This window comes from Pseudomonas imperatae (genome assembly GCF_057128625.1).
In genome coordinates this window covers 48,992-65,753 of sequence record NZ_JBSKHP010000002.1, presented here as the reverse complement: position 1 = coordinate 65,753, position 16,762 = coordinate 48,992, and the positions used below count along the sequence as shown (strand labels likewise).

Genomic DNA, 16,762 nt, shown 5'->3' with positions numbered 1-16,762 from the left:
GGCGAACACGGTGGTGCAAAAAACAAATTTCGGACGGCCGCGTGCCGACCGCTTGAAAAAGCCGGCGCGCAACTTAACAACTGTTACAGCAGTGTCGCAAAAACTATTTCTAATTCAGTCACCTGCGGTACTGCGCCGACTGGTGCGGCGCAGTACCCAGGGAACATCAGGCGGGGCTTACTTGCCCGACTTGATGGTGGTCCAGGTGCGCGTCAGGATGCGCTGGGTAGCAGCCGGCAGGTCGGCGATGGCGTACAGCTTGGCCTGCACGTCAGCCGGCGGGTAGATGCCCGGGTCGTTGGCGATGTCCTTGTTCACCAGCGGGGTGGCGGCGGCGTTGCCGTTCGGGTAACCCACGGCGTCGCTGATTTCAGCCATCACTTTTGGTTGCAGGATGAAGTTCATGAACTTGTAGGCACCTTCGACGTTCTCGGCATCTTTAGGGATGGCGACCATGTCGTAGAAGCTGCCGGCGCCTTCCTTCGGAATGCTGTAGCTGACGTGTACCTTGTCACCGGCCTCGTGGGCACGGGAGGCGGCTTGCTTCACGTCACCCGAGTAGCCCACGGCCACGCAGATGTTGCCGTTGGCCAGGTCCGAGATGTACTTGGACGAGTGGAAGTAGGCGATCGACGGGCGAATCTTGAGGAACAGGTCCTCGGCCTTCTTGATCTCGTCCTTGTTCTGGGTGTCGGTCTTGAAGCCCAGGTAGTGCAGCGCCGCCGGGATCATCTCGGTTGGCGAGTCGAGGAAGCTGATGCCACAGCCTTTCAGCTTGGCAGCGTTCTCGGGCTTGAACACCAGGTCCCAGGAGTTCACCGGGGCGTCGGCGCCCAGGGCAGCCTTGACCTTCTCGGGGTTGTAGCCAATGCCGATGGTGCCCCACATGTACGGGAAGGCGTGGGCGTTGTTCGGGTCGCTGACCGACACAGCCTTCAGCAGGTCCTTGTTCAGGTTGCCGTAGTTGCTCAGCTTGGACTTGTCCAGTTCCTGGTAGACGCCAGCCTTGATCTGCTTGGCCAGGAAGTTGTTGGACGGCACCACGATGTCATAGCCCGACTTGCCAGCCAGCAGTTTGGCTTCCAGGGTTTCGTTGCTGTCGAATACGTCGTAGACGACCTTGATCCCCGACTCCTTCTCGAAATCCGCGATGGTGTTCGGCGCGATATAGTCCGACCAGTTGTACACGTGCAGTACTTTGTCATCCGCGTGTGCAGCAGCGGCCACGACACCCATCAGGGACATGGCGAGGAGGGTCTTGCCAAATATCTTCATGCGTAAGGCTCCAATATTTTTTTAATTCCGTATGTGTCAGCGCCGGGGGCAACCGCACCACTTCCTAGTCTGGCAAGGACGAAGGCGCTGTTTCAATTAAAACAGCAACCTTTTCCTCCCCCCCTCCAAACAACCCCAAAGCCTAGCACTTAGCTGTTCAGCGCTTCCAAAGTCAGGTCCAGGCATTTGCGTGCTTTTGTAACCAACTCATCGATCTCTTCGTGAGTGATCACCAACGACGGCGCAATGATCATGGTGTCGCCCACGGCGCGCATGATCAGGCCATTGTTGAAGCAGAAATTGCGGCAGATCATGCCCACACCCATGCCTTCGTAGCGCTGGCGCGTGGCCTTGTCCTTGACCAGTTCGATAGCCCCCAGCAGGCCCAACCCGCGAACTTCGCCCACCAGCGGGTGGTCGCTCAGCTCACGCAGACGTTTCTGCAAATACGGTGCCGTTTCTTCACGTACGCGCTCGATAATTTTTTCGTCGCGCAGAATCCGGATGTTTTCCAGGCCCACGGCGGCGGCTACCGGGTGGCCGGAATAGGTGAAGCCGTGGTTGAAATCGCCCCCTTCGGACAGGGTCTTGGCCACCTCGTCACGCACGATCACCCCGCCCATGGGGATGTAGCCCGAGGTCAGGCCCTTGGCGATGGTCATCAGGTCCGGCTTGAGGCCGTAGTAATCGCTGCCGAACCATTCGCCGGTGCGGCCGAAACCGCAGATCACTTCGTCGGCCACGAACAGGATGTCGTACTTGGCCAGGATCTCTTTTACCCGCGGCCAGTAGGTTGCTGGCGGGATGATCACGCCACCGGCACCCTGGATGGGTTCGGCAATGAAGGCGCCGACAGTGTCCACGCCCAGCTCCAGAATCTTCTTCTCCAGCTGGTCGGCGGCCCACACGCCGAACTCGTCCTGGCCCATGTCACCGCCTTCGCCGAACCAGTACGGCTGGGCAATGTGGACGATGCCGGGAATCGGCAGGTCGCCCTGCTCGTGCATGCCCACCATGCCGCCCAGGCTGGCGCCGGCCACGGTGGAGCCGTGGTAGCCGTTGATGCGGCTGATGATCACCTTCTTCTCGGGCTTGCCCTTCAGCGCCCAGTAGTGACGGACCATGCGCAGCACGGTGTCGTTGCCCTCGGAGCCTGAGCCGGTGAAGAACACGTGGGTCATGCCCTCGGGCGCCACGTCGCTGACCGCCTTGGCCAGTTCCAGCGCCGGTGGGTGGGCGGTCTGGAAGAACAGGTTGTAGTACGGCAGCTCGCGCATCTGTTTGGCGGCCACGTCGGCCAACTCGTCACGGCCGTAGCCCACGGCCACGCACCACAGGCCGGCCATGCCGTCGAGGATCTTGTTGCCTTCGCTGTCCCACAGGTGCACGCCCTTGGCCTTGGTGATGATGCGCGGGCCTTTTTCCTTGAGCTGCTGGTAGTCGCTGAACGGCGCCAGGTGGTGCTCGCCGCTCAGGGCCTGCCACGCTTGGGTTTGCGAATTCTTGTTGCTCATTGCCTTCTCCTCATCGGGGCGGGCCCCGCGTTGATCACACCGCGAACAGCAGGAATTCACGTTCCCATGAGCTGATGACGCGCTTGAAGTTCTCGTGTTCGGCGCGCTTCACCGCGACGTAACCGATGATGAATTTGCTCCCCAGGTACTGCTCCACCGTCTTGCAGTTTTCCATGCGCTCCAGGGCGTCCTCGATGGTCAGCGGCAGGCGCAGGTTGCGCCGCTCGTAGCCACGGCCCTGCACCGGCGCGCTGGGCTCGATGCCCTCGACCATGCCGATGTAGCCACACAGCAGGCTGGCGGCGATGGCCAGGTAGGGGTTGGCGTCGGCGCCCGGCAGGCGGTTTTCTACCCGGCGGTTCTGCGGCACGGCGTCCGGCACGCGCAGGCCCACGGTGCGGTTCTCCTCGCCCCACTCCACGTTCACCGGCGCCGAGGTGTCGGGCAGGAAGCGGCGGAACGAATTGACGTTGGGCGCGAACAGCGGCAGCAGCTCGGGGATGAACTTCTGCAGGCCGCCCACGTGGTGCAGGAACAGCGTGCTCATGCTGCCGTCTTCATTGGAGAAGATGTTCTTGCCGGTCTCAAGGTCAACGATGCTCTGGTGCAGGTGCATGGCGCTGCCGGGCTCGCCGGTCATGGGCTTGGCCATGAAGGTGGCGGCCACGTTGTGCTTGAGCGCCGCCTCGCGCATGGTGCGCTTGAACACCAGGATCTGGTCGGCCAGGTGCAGGGCGTTGCCGTGACGGAAGTTGATCTCCATCTGCGCCGTGCCGTCCTCGTGGATCAGCGTGTCCAGGTCCAGGTGCTGCAGCTCGCACCAGTCGTAGACGTCCTCGAACAGCGGGTCGAACTCGTTCGCCGCTTCAATGGAGAACGACTGGCGGCCGGTTTCCGGGCGCCCCGAGCGGCCCACGGGGGCCTGCAGGGGGAAGTCCGGGTCTTCGCAGCGCTTGGTCAGGTAGAACTCCATCTCCGGCGCCACGATGGGCTGCCAGCCCTTGTCGGCGTAGAGCTTGAGCACCTTCTTCAAGACGTTGCGCGGCGACAGCTCGATGGGGTTGCCCTGCTTGTCGTAGGTGTCGTGGATCACCTGGGCGGTAGGCTCGATGGCCCACGGCACCACGAACACGGCGTTCTCGTCCGGGCGGCAGATCATGTCGATGTCGGCCGGGTCCAGCAGCTCGTAGTAGATGTCGTCTTCCACGTAATCGCCGGTCACGGTCTGCAGCAGCACGCTTTCCGGCAGGCGCATGCCTTTTTCGGCGATGAACTTGTTGGTGGGCGAGATCTTGCCGCGGGTGATACCGGTCAGGTCGGCGATCAGGCACTCGACCTCGGTGATCTTGTGTTCTTTCAACCAATCGGTGAGCTGGTCGAGGCTGGTACGCATAAATACCTCAGGGGCTAGATAGCAGGCCTGGACGCCGCGGCGTCGCGTTGGCTGGCACGTTGCCGGCAAGCGCTGCCGAAGGCCTGGAAGATGGCGAGGTAGTGCGGGTTATCCAGCACTTGCCATTCCGGGTGCCACTGCAAGCCTAGTGCAAAACCCCTGCCCCCCTGGGCGGAGACGGCCTCCACCAGGCCATCGGGTGCCACCGCCTCGACGCGCAAACCCGGGGCCACACGGTCGATACCCTGGGCATGAATGGAGTTGACCTGGAACTGCGCGGGCAAGCCGATGGCCTGCAACACGCCGCCGGGCTGGACATCCACCGCATGGCGCAGGGCATACTGGACCTCGACGGGCTGGTCCTTGGGTTCACGATGGTCCATGAAGGTTCCCGTTGCGTGAACCTGCTGGTGCAAGGTGCCGCCCAGCGCCACGTTCAGCTCCTGGAAGCCGCGGCAAATGCCTAATACCGGCACGCCAGCCGCCACGGCGGCGCGAATCAGCGGTAAGGTGGTAGCATCACGGGCAGGATCGTGCAGCGTGCCTGGCGCGCTTGCGGGGCCGGTATAGTGACGAGGGTCGACGTTGGACGGGGAGCCGGTGAAGAGGATGCCATCCAGGCCGTCAAGTATTTGGGTCGGTTCGAACAGCTCGCCCAGTGCCGGAATGATCATCGGCAAGCCTTCGGCGGCCACGGCAACTGCGCGGACGTATTTGTCACCACAAGTATGGCTGGCGTGCAGCCCGACTGGTTTTAAGCAGGCGGTGACGCCGATTGTCGGCAGGCGTGCCATGTGATCCCCCGGTATTATTGGCGTTATGGGTTGCGAACGAGCTTAGCGTTGTTCATTTTTTTTCACAACACCCCCGTAAAAAATACAACACGCCCCACCAAACAATTCATTTGAGGGTCTTCAGGGAAAGAAAAACCGCCCCAAAAAGCGGCAAAAACTGCCTCAAGGCGCCAATTCAGGGCAAACCGAGCCTCGCTTGACTTCAAGGTGGCTTTCGGATTGACTGAAACAGCAAAAGCCCAATGATTGATATTTTTAACAACAAAGGTGTTGCATCATGTCGGTACCCCCGCGTGCCGTTCAGCTCAACGAAGCGAACGCATTCCTTAAGGAACATCCTGAGGTTCTGTACGTCGACCTTCTGATTGCAGATATGAATGGTGTGGTGCGCGGCAAGCGCATCGAACGCACCAGCCTCCACAAGGTTTACGAGAAAGGCATCAACCTGCCCGCCTCGCTTTTCGCCCTGGACATCAACGGCTCGACGGTGGAAAGCACCGGGCTGGGCCTGGACATCGGCGACGCAGACCGCATCTGCTATCCGATCCCCGATACCCTCTCCAACGAACCCTGGCAGAAGCGCCCTACCGCGCAGTTGCTGATGACCATGCACGAACTGGAAGGCGAACCCTTCTTTGCCGACCCGCGCGAAGTACTGCGCCAGGTGGTGGCCAAGTTCGACGAGCTGGGCCTGACCATCTGCGCCGCCTTCGAGCTGGAGTTCTACCTGATCGACCAGGAGAACGTGAACGGCCGTCCGCAGCCGCCGCGCTCGCCTATCTCCGGCAAGCGTCCGCACTCGACCCAGGTGTACCTGATCGACGACCTGGACGAATACGTGGACTGCCTCCAGGACATCCTGGAAGGTGCCAAGGAGCAAGGCATCCCAGCCGACGCCATCGTCAAGGAAAGTGCCCCGGCGCAGTTCGAAGTGAACCTGCACCACGTGGCCGACCCGATGAAGGCCTGCGACTACGCCGTGCTGCTCAAGCGCCTGATCAAGAACATCGCCTACGACCATGAGATGGACACCACCTTCATGGCCAAGCCCTACCCGGGCCAGGCGGGCAACGGCCTGCACGTGCACATCTCGGTCCTGGACAAGGACGGCAAGAACATCTTCACCAGTGAGGATCCCGAGCAGAACGCCGCGCTGCGTCACGCGATCGGCGGTGTGCTCGAGACCCTGCCGGCGTCGATGGCGTTCCTGTGCCCGAACGTCAACTCGTACCGCCGCTTTGGTGCCCAGTTCTACGTGCCGAACTCGCCGTGCTGGGGCCTGGACAACCGCACCGTGGCCCTGCGCGTGCCGACCGGCACGCCGGACGCCGTGCGTATCGAACACCGCGTGGCCGGTGCCGATGCCAACCCGTACCTGCTGATGGCTGCCGTGCTGGCTGGCGTGCACCACGGCCTGACCAACAAGGTCGAGCCGAACGAGCCGGTGGAAGGCAACTCCTACGAGCAGAACGAGCAGAGCCTGCCGAACAACCTGCGCGATGCCCTGCGCGAGCTGGACGACAGCGAGATCCTGGCGCGGTATATCGATCCGAAGTACATCGATATCTTCGTGGCCTGCAAGGAAAGCGAGCTGGAGGAGTTCGAACACTCCATCTCCGACCTTGAGTACAACTGGTACCTGCATACCGTTTGATGGCTTGGTGTCGTACAAAAAAACCGCGCGCCTCCAAGGCCTGCGGTTTTTTTGTGGGAGCTGGCTTGCCAGCGAGCTTTTCCAGCGCCCTCAAAGCTCGCTGGCAAGCCAGCTCCCACAAGAAACCCTTACAATGCGGCTCGCCTTCCGGAGAAGCCCATGACCCGCACCGCCACGCCACGCAAACCTCGCGCCCGCAGCCAGGCACGGATCGACTCGATCCTCGAGGCAGCGCGCGCCCTGCTGGCCAGCGAAGGCGTGGGCAGCCTGTCGATCTACAGCGTGGCCGAACGCGCCGAGATCCCACCCTCTTCCGTGTACCACTTCTTCGCCAGCGTGCCGGCCCTGCTCGAGGCGCTGACCGCCGACGTGCACGCTGCCTTCCGCGCCTGCCTGCAAGCGCCGGTGGACCACGCCGCGCTGCGCAGCTGGCACGACCTGTCGCGCATCCTCGAAGAACGCATGCTGGTGATCTATAGCCAGGACGCCGCTGCGCGCCAGTTGATCCTGGCCCAGCACGGCCTGGCCGAAGTGACCCAGGCCGACCGCCAGCACGACCTGGAGTTGGGGGTGTTGATGCACCAGGTGTTCGACCGCCACTTCCAGCTACCGGCGCTGCCGGACGACGTGGACGTGTTCGCCCTGGCCATGGAGCTGGGCGACCGCGTGTACGCGCGCTCGGTGCAGCTGCACGGGCAGATTACCCCGCGGTTGGCGGAGGAAGGGATGCGGGTGTTCGATGCCTATGTGGGGCTGTACCTGCCGCCGTTCCTGCCCAAGCGCTGAACACTTGTGGGAGCTGGCTTGCCAGCGAGCTTTTATGCCCGCCGAAAAGCTCGCTGGCAAGCCAGCTCCCACCTAATCCAGGATCAAATGCGGAAGGAACCTGCTGGTATCCTTGGTTATCAGGCTGTCATCTTCGCGAATCCCGATACCCGCCGCGCAGTCGCCAATCACCCAAGAACCCACCAGCGTGTAGCTGTCGCCGAACTTCGGCAACGGCGCCAGTTGCTGCAGGATGTAGGGCGCGTCGTCGTAGGGGCCGTCGACCACGTGCAGCTGGTCATCCGCCGTGCGCAGCTCGATGTTCGCGCCCTCGCGGGAGAAATACGGCTTGCGCACCCAGCCCTTCGGCACCGCCGAGCGTGGGTTGGCGTCCAGGTGGCTTTCCAGCAGGTTCGGGTGGCCTTTGTGCGCCTCCCACAGCATCGGCAAAATGCCCTTGTTCGACAAAATGGCCTTCCACGCCGGCTCGATGAACTGCGTGTCGCACTGGGCAATGGCCGCGCCGAACGGCTCGTGGAAGATGAACTCCCAGGCGTGCAGCTTGAACAGGTGCGGGATCCAGCGGTCCTGCAGGTCGACGAAGCGGCCGTCCAGCAGGCCGATGTCTTCCAGGTCGATGTGCCGCGACTCGATGCCGACCTTGTCGGCGATCAGGCGCAGGTAATCGGTGGTGGCCTTGTCTTCCACCGAGCCCTTGATGGAGGCGAAGTAGAACGGCCGCTGGATGTTCAACGCGGCGAAGGCTTCGTGCAGGCGCGTGTCGATGCTGTTGAACTGGTCGACGCCGGCCGGCAGCTTGCCGCGCTCGATGCCCTGCTCCAGCCAGCCCCACTGGAAGGCCGCGGCCTCGTAGAGGCTGGTGGGGGTGTCGTAATTCAGCTCCAGCAGCTTCGCCGGGCCGTTGCCGTCGTAGGAAAAGTCCATGCGCCCGTACAGGTGCGGGTGGCCTTCCAGCCACGAGGTGCGCACCAGGTCATGGTAGGCGGCGGGGATGCTCAGGCGCTCCAGCAGCTCTTCGCTCTCCACCACCTTGGCCACCAGGTCCATGCACAGCTCGTGTAGCGCCTGGGTCGGGTCCTCCAGGTCGTCCTCGATCTGCTTGAGGCTGAACTGGTAATAGGCGCTTTCGTCCCAGTAGGGCTCGCCGTCGATGGTGTGGAACATGAAGCCCAGGCGCTCGGCGGTCTGCTTCCAGTCCGGGCGCTCGGCAATGGCGATTTTCTTCATGGCCGGTTATCCGCCAAAGCTGCTGCGCGAAGACGACGAGCCGCCCCAGCCGCTGCGCGCCGTGGCCGAGCTGCCGAAGCCACCACGGGTGGTGGCCTGGCGCACCGACACCGGGTTGGCGTTGATTCCCGCACGGCCGAAGCCGCCGCTGCCACCGCTGTAGCCGTTGCCGGATTCGCTCTGGCGCGAGCGCGAGAACGTGGCACCGCTGTTGATGCGCGAGCCCAGGGTGGAGCTGGCGTAGTTGCCGCGGTTGTCACGGTACTGGTAGACCGGCGCGGCGTTGAAGTTGCCGGTGCTGCTGCTGAGCATGTGGCCAATCAGCAGGCCGGTCAGCAGGCCGCTGCCGTTGAAGCCCCCGCCGCCACCGCCGCTTTCACCGCCCGAGCGCGCCACCTCGGCCTTGGCCGAATCAAGCTGCGACTGGGTGACGGTGCCGTTGGCGTCCAGCTCGAAACCGCCCAGCTGGGGCATGTACTTGCCGGCCGAGTCCACCTGGCAGTAGTCAGGCACGAAGTCCGCTTCGCAGTCGGCCTTGTTGTCGTACACCGGGGCAATGCGCCGGTGTTCGTTGAGCGCAGCGATGTAGGCGTCGGAGCACATGTCCACCGGAAACTTCTGCGCGGTGCATTCGGCCACGCTCTTGAAGTCGAAGGTCTTCTTGACCTGGTAGGTCTTCTCCGGCGCGCCGCAACCGGCCACCGCCAGCGCCACCGAGGCGGCCAGCGAGAGTTGTACGTACTTGCTTCGTTTCATCCCTGGCTCCGCGATCAGTTGGTGTTGGGCGTCATGCAGGCGGCATTGAGCATGCCCACGCTGATCGCCACCGCCGCCACGTAGATGCCGGTGGCCAGCTCGCCCCGCTGGATGCGCGCCGACACGCCCTTGAGCACCAGGCTCACCGCCAGGAACGCCAGCAGCTGCACTACGCCGGCGATCAGCGCCCACACCACGAAGTCCAGCAGGCTGATGGAATAGGCAATGACGTTGCTGGCCGGAATGGCGAAGCCGATGATGGCGCCGCCCAGGGCCACGGCCGCGGCGACGTTGCCCTCGCGGATCAGGGCGAATTCCTTGTGCGGCGTCATGCGCGTGTAGATGAACTGGAACAGCACGAGGAACATCGCCGCCCCCAGCAGGTACAGCAGGAAACCCAGCACGGCCGTGGGGTTCAGCGAAATCGAAAGTGCTTCTAGCATGGCATGTCCCTATGGATGAGTCAGAGGATGTGCAGGTCGGTGGGGTACAGCGACACGCCCAGCGAGGCGCTGAGGCTGACGGTGCCCTCCTCGTCCTGCTCGACGGAGAACAGCAGGAATTCGCGGCGGTCGGTCAGGCCGGTGTCGCGCGCGTACAGCATCGCGCGGTGCTGGATGACGTAGCTTTCCTTGGGGTTGCGCACCTGCTCGCGCAGGTCGGTCAGCTCGGTCTGCCCGGCCTCGGTGCCCCACTCGCGGGTGAACTGCACGCCGTCGAGGTTGTAGGTGGGCAGGCCGATGTCGCTATTGGGCCCGGCCAGGCGCTGCAGCTCGGCGTTGCTGCTGATGGTGGCGTAGCGCAGGTAGTTGAACAGGATCACCGATTCCACCTGGCCGTCCTGCTCGCCGCTGGTGTGCACCTGCAGCCAGTAGTCCTCGTCGTCCATGTAGTAGCGGCTCAGCCACTGCGACTGGCCGAGGTCGACGCTGCCCACCGCCCAGATCTGCTGGGTGGGCGGAATGATTACCCGGCTGTGGCCATCGAGCAGCAGCTTGAGCGTGCCGTCGAAACTCACCGAGCGGCCCTGGGCCAGGCCCAGCGCGCCTTCCACCGGTGCCTGGGGCTTGGCGGCAGGTGCCTCCAGGCCCATGAACTGCTTGAACCAACCCATATCAAACTCCTTCTTTGCGCAAAAGCATCCGTGCCGCCACCAGCCCCGCCGCCGCACCGGCGATGTGCGACTCGAACGACACGCCATGGCGGGGCAGGAAACCGAATACCAACCCACCATAGAGCAACAGCGCGGCCACGGCACAGAACAGATTGGCCCAGCTGTGGTGGAACCAGGCCCGGGCCAGCACGTACACCCACAGGCCGAACACCCAGCCACTGGCGCCCACGTGGTAGTAGCCCCGGCCGAACAGCCACACCAGCAGCCCGCCGATGACGATGATCAGCCCGCTGGCCGCCAGGAAGCGGCCGATGCCGTCCTTGGCCACCAGCGTGCCCAACACCACGAACGGCACCAGGTTGCCCAGCAGGTGCCAGATGGAACCGTGCAGGAACGGTGCGCTGACGATGCCCAGCAGGCCCTGCGGCGAACGCGGCAGCAGGCCGTAGGTGTTCAGGCTGTAGCCTGACAGCAGGTTGAGCACCTGCACCACGCACATCACTCCGGCAAGCCAGAGCACGGGTTTGAAATCCTTGGCGGCGATCACATGCGTCTCCCAGGGATATCCGTAGCCGCTGCCGAAGGCTGCGCTGGCCCCATGCCCCACTGAAAATCTGCAGTGAACATCAGGGCCAGCGCAGCCTGGCGGCAGCGGCTACGGGATTGCGCGTTACTCGCCGGCCTGCTGCTTGCGCAGGCGCTCGAGGATGGCGTTGGCGCTGCTGGTGTCCGGGGTAATGCCCGCTTCCTTCAGCTTGCGCTCCAGGTCGTTGCCGGTGGAGGCTTCGGCCAGTTGGTCCTGGGCCTCCAGTTCGGCAGCGCGCTGCTCCTGCTTGGCCTGCAGGCGGCTCAAGGTGCCTACCGCAGTCTCCAGCTTGCCGTTGGCACCGCCGCTGGCGATGGAGGCGCTGACCTGGGCTTTCTGCACGCTTTCGCGGGCCTTGGCCACGTCCACCTGCTGGCGCAGGCTCTTGATGCGCGCCTCGGCCTTGGTGATGTCCTTGCGCATCTTTTCCACGTAGCCGCCGAATTCCACGGCCTGCTTGTGCTCGGTCTCACGCTCGTTGACCTGCACGGCGATGGCCTCGGCCACTTCGTGGGCCAGGTCGTTGCGCTCGGCCTTCATGGCGGCCAGGGCCTTGCTTTCCAGGTCGCTGATGCGTGCGTCGTACTGGGCCACGCGGTCGGTGGCCAGCTTGTGCTTGGCCATGATGGTCACCAGCTCGCGCTTGGCGTTGGCCAGCGCGGTGTCGGCGTCGCGGATCTCCTGGTCGAGAATGCGCAGGGCCTGCTGGTCGACGATGGACTCGCCGACTTCGCTGGCACCGCCACGCAGCGCCGTGAACAACTTGCTCCAGATGGATTGATTACTCATGTCGTTACTCCTTGGCGATTACTTGAAGAAGCCCTGGAAGGCTTCGGCGGCGCGCTGCACGTTGTCCACCAGGGTGGACACTTCGGTGACCACGTTGGTCAGGCTCGAACTGGCACTCAGCGCGCCGAACATGTTGTAGACGGTCTGGCCGTTGGGCATCTGTTCAAGGCCGATGGACGACAGCGGGAACAGCTCGCGGCTGCGCAGCACAGCTTCGTTGAAGTGCGCCACGTCCTTGATCGAATCGACATCCACCAGCACGGTGTCGACGATGATCTGCTCGCCCACCACGGCAATGTGAATCGGCAGGCCGCCGTATTCGTTCATTTCCAGCTTCAGGCTCTGCTCGGCGCCCTGCACCAGGGTCAGGGTGATTTCCTTCGACACCACTTCGTCCAGGCCCTGGAAGGCCGAGTGAAGGCGGTCAAGGGTCCATTTCTCCGCTGTGGTCATGTGTTCCTCCAACTTGAAAGTGCCAGCCATGACAGGCTGGCGGAGCTGTTTTTCCACCTGCTTGAGCAGCCCGCGGTTCTCCGGGAGCACCCAGGCCTCGTGTTTCACGTAACCGGCATCGGCCAGGCCCGCACGCATCTTCTTCATGTAGAAGCTGGAGGTTTTCTTCTCCGCGGGGGCCTTTTTCCTGGCCGGCTTGGGGCTGTCTGGATTGCCTGTCATTTGTGTCTGTTCCGTATCACATGTGATAAACATACGCCTTCTGCAGCAGAGCGCAATACATCACGCGTGATGAATTTGTTTCCATTTGTCGCAAATGTTCCGGGCATAAAAAAACCCCACAGGGCGAACCCTGCAGGGCAAAAAACTGCCTGAACGGTGGTTACAGCTTGGCGATCGAGACCTCGGTGGACTTCACGAAGGCAATCACTTCGCTGCCGATCACCAGTTCCAGCTCGCGCACGGACCGGGTGGTGATCACCGAAGTGACGATGCCGGAGGCGGTCTGCACGTCGATTTCCGACAGCACCGGGCCTTCGATGATTTCCTTCACGGTGCCCTTGAACTGGTTGCGGACGTTGATCGCTTTGATAGTCATGTGATTCTTCCTGTTCAAACGAGGGTAAGGTTCAAAGTGCCCAGCGCAGTTGCGTGGGCAAGGGTGCCGTGGGCTCGGGTTCGGGCGGGGTGCCCGGCAACGCCAGCACACGGTTGAGGACTTCGGTTTCCAGCGCTGCCAGGCGGTGCGAGCCACGGGCGCGCGGGCGTGGCAGCTCGACGTGCAGGTCCAGGCCCACCTCGCCGTCTTCGATCAGAATCACCCGGTCGGCCACCGCCACGGCTTCCGCCACGTCGTGGGTCACCAGCAGCACGGTGAAGCCATGCTGCTTCCACAGGCGCTCGATCAGCTGTTGCATCTCGATACGGGTCAGGGCGTCCAACGCCCCCAGCGGTTCGTCCAGCAACAGCAGGCGCGGCTTGTGGATAAGCGCACGGGCCAGGGCCACGCGCTGCTTCTGGCCGCCGGACAAGGCCGCCGGCCACTCGTTGGCGCGCTCGGCCAGGCCTACCGCTTCCAGGGCTTGCAGCGCCTGCGGGCGCCAGTCGCCCTTGAGGCCCAGGCCGACGTTGTCGATCACCTTCTTCCACGGCAGCAGGCGCGCTTCCTGGAACATCAGGCGGGTATCGTCGCGGGCCTGACTCAGCGGTGCCGAGCCTGCCAGCAGCTCACCGCCGCTGGGCTTGTCGAGGCCGGCCAGCAGGCGCAACAAGGTGCTCTTGCCACAGCCACTACGGCCCACCACGGCGACGAACTGCCCGGCCGGAATGTGCAGGTCGATGTCCTTGAGCACCTGGCGGTTGCCGAAGGATTTCTGCAGTTTGTCCAGCGCCAGCGGGATGCCCTGCAGCAGGCGCGGCGGTTGGCTCTTCAATACGGCGGTCATGCGGCACCTCCCTTGGCGACCTGGTAGGCCGGGTGCCAGCGCAGCCACACGCGCTCCAGGCCACGGGCGGCCAGGTCGGCGAGTTTGCCGAGCACGGCGTAGAGGACGATGGCCAGCACCACCACGTCGGTCTGCAGGAATTCACGGGCGTTCATGGCCAGGTAGCCGATGCCGGAGCTGGCCGAGATGGTTTCCGCCACGATCAGCGTCAGCCACATGAAGCCGAGAGCGAAACGCACGCCCACCAGGATCGACGGCAGCGCGCCCGGCAGAATCACCTGGCGGAACAGCGCGAAGCCGCTCAGGCCGTAGCTGCGGGCCATTTCCACCAGCGCCGGGTCGACGTTGCGGATGCCGTGGTAGGTGTTCAGGTAGATCGGGAACAGGGTGCCCAGGGCCACCAGGAAGATCTTCGCCGACTCATCGATGCCGAACCACAGAATCACCAGCGGAATCAGCGCCAGGTGCGGCACATTGCGGATCATCTGCATGGAGCTGTCGAGCAGGCGCTCGCCCCATTTCGACAGGCCCACCACGAAGCCCAGGAACAGGCCCAGCGAACCGCCGATGACAAAGCCCACGCCCGCACGCCAGCCACTGATGGCCAGGTGCGTCCAGATCTCGCCGCTGCGCACCAGCTCGACACCCGCCGCCACCACGGCGCTGGGCGCCGGGAGGATGCGCGTGGACAGCCAGCCGGCGCTCACCGACAACTGCCACACCGCCAGCAACAGCACCGGCAGCGCCCAGGGCGCCAGCCTGTGGATAATCTTTTCCATGGTCAGCCCTCAGCTCTGCGACGCGGCTTTGGGCAGAATGTCGTTGGCGACCATTTCACCGAAGGGGCTCACGTAATTGGCGCCCTGGGGCTGTTCGGGACGCTGCACGTCCAGGTGCGGGAACAGCAGTTCGGCCACGCGGTACGACTCTTCCAGGTGCGGGTAGCCGGAGAAAATGAAGGTGTCGATGCCCAGCGCCGCGTATTCCTTGACCCGCGCCGCCACGGTCGGGCCATCGCCCACCAGCGCCGTGCCGGCACCGCCGCGCACCAGGCCCACGCCGGCCCACAGGTTGGGGCTGACTTCGAGGTTGTCGCGGCTGCCGCCGTGCAGCGCGGCCATGCGTTGCTGGCCCACCGAGTCGAAGCGCGCCAGCGACGCCTGGGCGCGGGCGATGGTGTCGTCGTCCACATGGGAAATCAGGCGGTCTGCCGCCGCCCAGGCCTCGGCGTTGGTTTCCCGCACGATCACGTGCAGGCGGATGCCGAAACGCACGGTGCGCCCCTGCTTGGCGGCCTTGGCGCGCACCTCGGCGATTTTCTCGGCGACGGCGGCCGGTGGCTCGCCCCAGGTCAGGTACAGCTCCACCTGCTCGGCGGCCAGGTCCTGGGCAGCGTCCGAAGAACCGCCGAAATACAGCGGCGGACGCGGCTGCTGCACCGGTGGGTAGAGCAGCTTGGCGCCCTTCACGGTGATGTGCTTGCCGTCGTAGTCCACGGTCTCGCCTTCCAGCACGCGGCGCCAGATGCGGGTGAATTCCACCGAGGCTTCGTAGCGCTCTTCGTGGCTGAGGAACAAGCCATCGCCGGACAGCTCCTCCGGGTCGCCACCGGTCACCAGGTTGAACAGCGCACGGCCGTTGGACAGGCGGTCCAGGGTGGCCGCCTGGCGCGCGGCCACGGTCGGCGAAATGATGCCCGGGCGCAGCGCCACCAGGAACTTCAGGCGCTGGGTCACCGGAATCAGCGATGCCGCCACCAGCCAGGAATCCTCGCAGGAACGTCCCGTGGGAATCAGCACGCCACCAAAGCCCAGGCGGTCGGCGGCCTGGGCGATCTGTTGCAGGTAGCCATGGTCCACGGCGCGCGCGCCTTCGGCGGTGCCAAGGTAATGACCGTCGCCGTGGGTGGGAAGAAACCAGAAAATATTGAGGCTCATTGGAGTTGTCTCCTAAGGGTGGCTAGGGCCGGCACGACGCGCCGGCCCGCAGTTCGAATCACGGGGCTGTCGCGACCTTGGCAGGCGGCGTCCAGATCACATCCTTGATGCTCAATGGCTTGGGAATCAGTTTCAGCTGGTAGAAGGCGTCGGCGATCTTCTGCTGCGCCGCGACCACGTCGGGGGTAATGAACTCGGCGCCGAAGCCCTGGCGTTTCACCGAGGTCAGGGTGATGTCGGCGGGCAGGCCCAGCAGCGGCGAGACTTCCTGGGTGACCTGCTCGGGGTTGGACTTGGACCACTCGCCCACCGAGCGCACTTCGTCGATCAGGGCGGCGATCACCTGCGGGTGCTGCTGCGCAAAAGGCTTGGTCGCCAGGTAGAACTGGTTGTTGTCCACCAGGCCCTTGCCGTCACGCAGGGTGCGCGCTTGCAGCTGCTGTTCGGCAGCGGCCTGGTACGGGTCCCAGATCACCCAGGCGTCCACGGCGCCGCGCTCGAAGGCGGCGCGGGCGTCGGCGGGCGGCAGGAACACGGTCTGGATATCGGTATATTTCAGGCCGGCGTCTTCCAGGGCGCGCACCAGCAGGTAGTGCACGTTGGAGCCCTTGTTGAGCACCACTTTCTTGCCCTTGAGGTCGGCCACCGATTTGATCGGCGAGTCCTTGGGCACCAGGATGGCTTCGCTGTTGGGAGCCGGTGGCTCATGGGCCACGTACAGCAGGTCGGCGCCGGCGGCCTGGGCGAACACCGGCGGGGTTTCGCCGGTGACGCCGAAGTCGATGGAGCCCACGTTCAGGCCTTCCAGCAGCTGCGGGCCGCCGGGAAACTCAGTCCATTGCACCTGCACGCCCTGGGCGGCCAGGCGCTTTTCCAGCGAGCCACGGGCCTTGAGCAGCACCAGGGTGCCGTATTTCTGATAGCCGATGCGCAGGGTGTCAGCCTGGGCTTGGGTGATGGCGCCGAACGACACAGCCGCAGCAAACAGAGCGACCAGCCCACGACGCAAAAAGACTGTGCGCATAGCGCCGCTCCTTTG

At 64.1% G+C, this 16,762-nt stretch carries 18 protein-coding genes; 2 read left to right on the top strand and 16 right to left on the bottom strand.

Annotation, left to right across the window (positions count from 1 at the left end; translation table 11 throughout):
- Positions 1 to 177: 177 nt before the first annotated feature.
- The 4 genes from ACWKWX_RS02895 to ACWKWX_RS02880 all read right to left on the bottom strand — a co-directional run bounded on the left by ACWKWX_RS02895 (position 178) and on the right by ACWKWX_RS02880 (position 4,976).
- Complete coding sequence (locus ACWKWX_RS02895) at positions 178 to 1,275, bottom strand: polyamine ABC transporter substrate-binding protein (RefSeq protein ID WP_473004854.1); 1,098 nt, start codon at positions 1,273 to 1,275, stop codon at positions 178 to 180.
- A 149-nt stretch (positions 1,276 to 1,424) separates the two neighbouring features.
- Positions 1,425 to 2,789 (bottom strand): aspartate aminotransferase family protein, encoded by a 1,365-nt coding sequence (locus tag ACWKWX_RS02890; RefSeq protein ID WP_483826988.1) that lies wholly within the window; start codon positions 2,787 to 2,789, stop codon positions 1,425 to 1,427.
- A 34-nt stretch (positions 2,790 to 2,823) separates the two neighbouring features.
- Positions 2,824 to 4,182 (bottom strand): glutamine synthetase family protein, encoded by a 1,359-nt coding sequence (locus ACWKWX_RS02885; RefSeq protein WP_416421490.1) that lies wholly within the window; start codon positions 4,180 to 4,182, stop codon positions 2,824 to 2,826.
- A 14-nt stretch (positions 4,183 to 4,196) separates the two neighbouring features.
- The gene (locus ACWKWX_RS02880) at positions 4,197 to 4,976 is read right to left on the bottom strand and encodes a gamma-glutamyl-gamma-aminobutyrate hydrolase family protein (RefSeq protein WP_483826987.1); all 780 of its coding nucleotides are present in this window, start codon (positions 4,974 to 4,976) and stop codon (positions 4,197 to 4,199) included.
- A gap of 277 nt (positions 4,977 to 5,253) precedes the next feature.
- Between ACWKWX_RS02880 and ACWKWX_RS02875 the strand changes: the two genes are divergently transcribed.
- The gene (locus tag ACWKWX_RS02875) at positions 5,254 to 6,630 is read left to right on the top strand and encodes a glutamine synthetase family protein (RefSeq protein ID WP_416421492.1); all 1,377 of its coding nucleotides are present in this window, start codon (positions 5,254 to 5,256) and stop codon (positions 6,628 to 6,630) included.
- 159 nt (positions 6,631 to 6,789) lie between these two features.
- Positions 6,790 to 7,416: a TetR/AcrR family transcriptional regulator gene (locus ACWKWX_RS02870; protein ID WP_416421493.1), complete on the top strand. Its 627-nt coding sequence runs from the start codon at positions 6,790 to 6,792 to the stop codon at positions 7,414 to 7,416.
- A gap of 72 nt (positions 7,417 to 7,488) precedes the next feature.
- On the opposite strand, the gene ACWKWX_RS02865 is transcribed toward ACWKWX_RS02870, so the two are convergent.
- From ACWKWX_RS02865 to ACWKWX_RS02810, 12 genes are all read right to left on the bottom strand, one after another.
- Positions 7,489 to 8,643 (bottom strand): glutathionylspermidine synthase family protein, encoded by a 1,155-nt coding sequence (locus tag ACWKWX_RS02865; protein WP_483826986.1) that lies wholly within the window; start codon positions 8,641 to 8,643, stop codon positions 7,489 to 7,491.
- Between the two features lie 6 nt (positions 8,644 to 8,649).
- Positions 8,650 to 9,399 (bottom strand): DUF1190 domain-containing protein, encoded by a 750-nt coding sequence (locus ACWKWX_RS02860; RefSeq protein WP_416421495.1) that lies wholly within the window; start codon positions 9,397 to 9,399, stop codon positions 8,650 to 8,652.
- 14 nt (positions 9,400 to 9,413) lie between these two features.
- Positions 9,414 to 9,842 carry a DUF350 domain-containing protein gene (locus tag ACWKWX_RS02855; RefSeq protein ID WP_416421496.1) on the bottom strand — a complete coding sequence of 143 codons (429 nt, stop codon included), beginning with the start codon at positions 9,840 to 9,842 and terminating at the stop codon, positions 9,414 to 9,416.
- A gap of 20 nt (positions 9,843 to 9,862) precedes the next feature.
- On the bottom strand, positions 9,863 to 10,513 hold the full coding sequence (locus tag ACWKWX_RS02850) for a DUF2491 family protein (protein ID WP_476296401.1): 651 nt from the start codon (positions 10,511 to 10,513) through the stop codon (positions 9,863 to 9,865).
- A 1-nt stretch (position 10,514) separates the two neighbouring features.
- Positions 10,515 to 11,060 (bottom strand): rhomboid family intramembrane serine protease, encoded by a 546-nt coding sequence (locus tag ACWKWX_RS02845; protein ID WP_416421498.1) that lies wholly within the window; start codon positions 11,058 to 11,060, stop codon positions 10,515 to 10,517.
- Between the two features lie 123 nt (positions 11,061 to 11,183).
- Entirely contained in the window at positions 11,184 to 11,888 is a 705-nt protein-coding gene (locus ACWKWX_RS02840) for a PspA/IM30 family protein (RefSeq protein WP_416421499.1), read from the bottom strand.
- Between the two features lie 18 nt (positions 11,889 to 11,906).
- Positions 11,907 to 12,563 (bottom strand): YjfI family protein, encoded by a 657-nt coding sequence (locus ACWKWX_RS02835; protein ID WP_416421500.1) that lies wholly within the window; start codon positions 12,561 to 12,563, stop codon positions 11,907 to 11,909.
- Positions 12,564 to 12,723: 160 nt separating this feature from the next.
- A complete protein-coding gene (locus tag ACWKWX_RS02830; protein ID WP_027980095.1) occupies positions 12,724 to 12,939 on the bottom strand; it encodes a TOBE domain-containing protein in 216 nt (71 codons plus the stop codon).
- Between the two features lie 31 nt (positions 12,940 to 12,970).
- Positions 12,971 to 13,786 (bottom strand): aliphatic sulfonates ABC transporter ATP-binding protein, encoded by an 816-nt coding sequence (ssuB, locus tag ACWKWX_RS02825; protein ID WP_483826985.1) that lies wholly within the window; start codon positions 13,784 to 13,786, stop codon positions 12,971 to 12,973.
- Positions 13,783 to 14,565, bottom strand: a complete 783-nt coding sequence (gene ssuC, locus ACWKWX_RS02820; RefSeq protein ID WP_416421502.1) for an aliphatic sulfonate ABC transporter permease SsuC — start codon at positions 14,563 to 14,565, stop codon at positions 13,783 to 13,785. Before ssuC ends, ssuB begins: the two co-directional genes overlap by 4 nt.
- Before the next feature lie 9 nt (positions 14,566 to 14,574).
- Positions 14,575 to 15,723, bottom strand: coding sequence for an FMNH2-dependent alkanesulfonate monooxygenase (gene ssuD, locus ACWKWX_RS02815; RefSeq protein WP_483826984.1), 1,149 nt, complete (start codon positions 15,721 to 15,723; stop codon positions 14,575 to 14,577).
- A gap of 58 nt (positions 15,724 to 15,781) precedes the next feature.
- On the bottom strand, positions 15,782 to 16,747 hold the full coding sequence (locus ACWKWX_RS02810; RefSeq protein WP_416421504.1) for a sulfonate ABC transporter substrate-binding protein: 966 nt from the start codon (positions 16,745 to 16,747) through the stop codon (positions 15,782 to 15,784).
- Positions 16,748 to 16,762: the final 15 nt, after the last annotated feature.

Excerpts from the sequence above, each read along its gene's own strand:
- ACWKWX_RS02895 (WP_473004854.1), bottom strand. The coding sequence starts at position 1,275 with ATGAAGATATTTGGCAAGACCCTCCTCGCCATGTCCCTGATGGGTGTC.
- ACWKWX_RS02810 (WP_416421504.1), bottom strand. The coding sequence starts at position 16,747 with ATGCGCACAGTCTTTTTGCGTCGTGGGCTGGTCGCTCTGTTTGCTGCG.
- ACWKWX_RS02880 (WP_483826987.1), bottom strand. The coding sequence starts at position 4,976 with ATGGCACGCCTGCCGACAATCGGCGTCACCGCCTGCTTAAAACCAGTC.
- ACWKWX_RS02840 (WP_416421499.1), bottom strand. The coding sequence starts at position 11,888 with ATGAGTAATCAATCCATCTGGAGCAAGTTGTTCACGGCGCTGCGTGGC.
- ACWKWX_RS02835 (WP_416421500.1), bottom strand. The coding sequence starts at position 12,563 with ATGACAGGCAATCCAGACAGCCCCAAGCCGGCCAGGAAAAAGGCCCCC.
- ACWKWX_RS02830 (WP_027980095.1), bottom strand. The coding sequence starts at position 12,939 with ATGACTATCAAAGCGATCAACGTCCGCAACCAGTTCAAGGGCACCGTG.
- ACWKWX_RS02870 (WP_416421493.1), top strand. The coding sequence starts at position 6,790 with ATGACCCGCACCGCCACGCCACGCAAACCTCGCGCCCGCAGCCAGGCA.
- ACWKWX_RS02885 (WP_416421490.1), bottom strand. The coding sequence starts at position 4,182 with ATGCGTACCAGCCTCGACCAGCTCACCGATTGGTTGAAAGAACACAAG.
- ACWKWX_RS02875 (WP_416421492.1), top strand. The coding sequence starts at position 5,254 with ATGTCGGTACCCCCGCGTGCCGTTCAGCTCAACGAAGCGAACGCATTC.
- ACWKWX_RS02890 (WP_483826988.1), bottom strand. The coding sequence starts at position 2,789 with ATGAGCAACAAGAATTCGCAAACCCAAGCGTGGCAGGCCCTGAGCGGC.
- ACWKWX_RS02865 (WP_483826986.1), bottom strand. The coding sequence starts at position 8,643 with ATGAAGAAAATCGCCATTGCCGAGCGCCCGGACTGGAAGCAGACCGCC.
- ACWKWX_RS02855 (WP_416421496.1), bottom strand. The coding sequence starts at position 9,842 with ATGCTAGAAGCACTTTCGATTTCGCTGAACCCCACGGCCGTGCTGGGT.
- ACWKWX_RS02860 (WP_416421495.1), bottom strand. The coding sequence starts at position 9,399 with ATGAAACGAAGCAAGTACGTACAACTCTCGCTGGCCGCCTCGGTGGCG.
- ssuB (WP_483826985.1), bottom strand. The coding sequence starts at position 13,786 with ATGACCGCCGTATTGAAGAGCCAACCGCCGCGCCTGCTGCAGGGCATC.
- ssuC (WP_416421502.1), bottom strand. The coding sequence starts at position 14,565 with ATGGAAAAGATTATCCACAGGCTGGCGCCCTGGGCGCTGCCGGTGCTG.
- ACWKWX_RS02850 (WP_476296401.1), bottom strand. The coding sequence starts at position 10,513 with ATGGGTTGGTTCAAGCAGTTCATGGGCCTGGAGGCACCTGCCGCCAAG.
- ssuD (WP_483826984.1), bottom strand. The coding sequence starts at position 15,723 with ATGAGCCTCAATATTTTCTGGTTTCTTCCCACCCACGGCGACGGTCAT.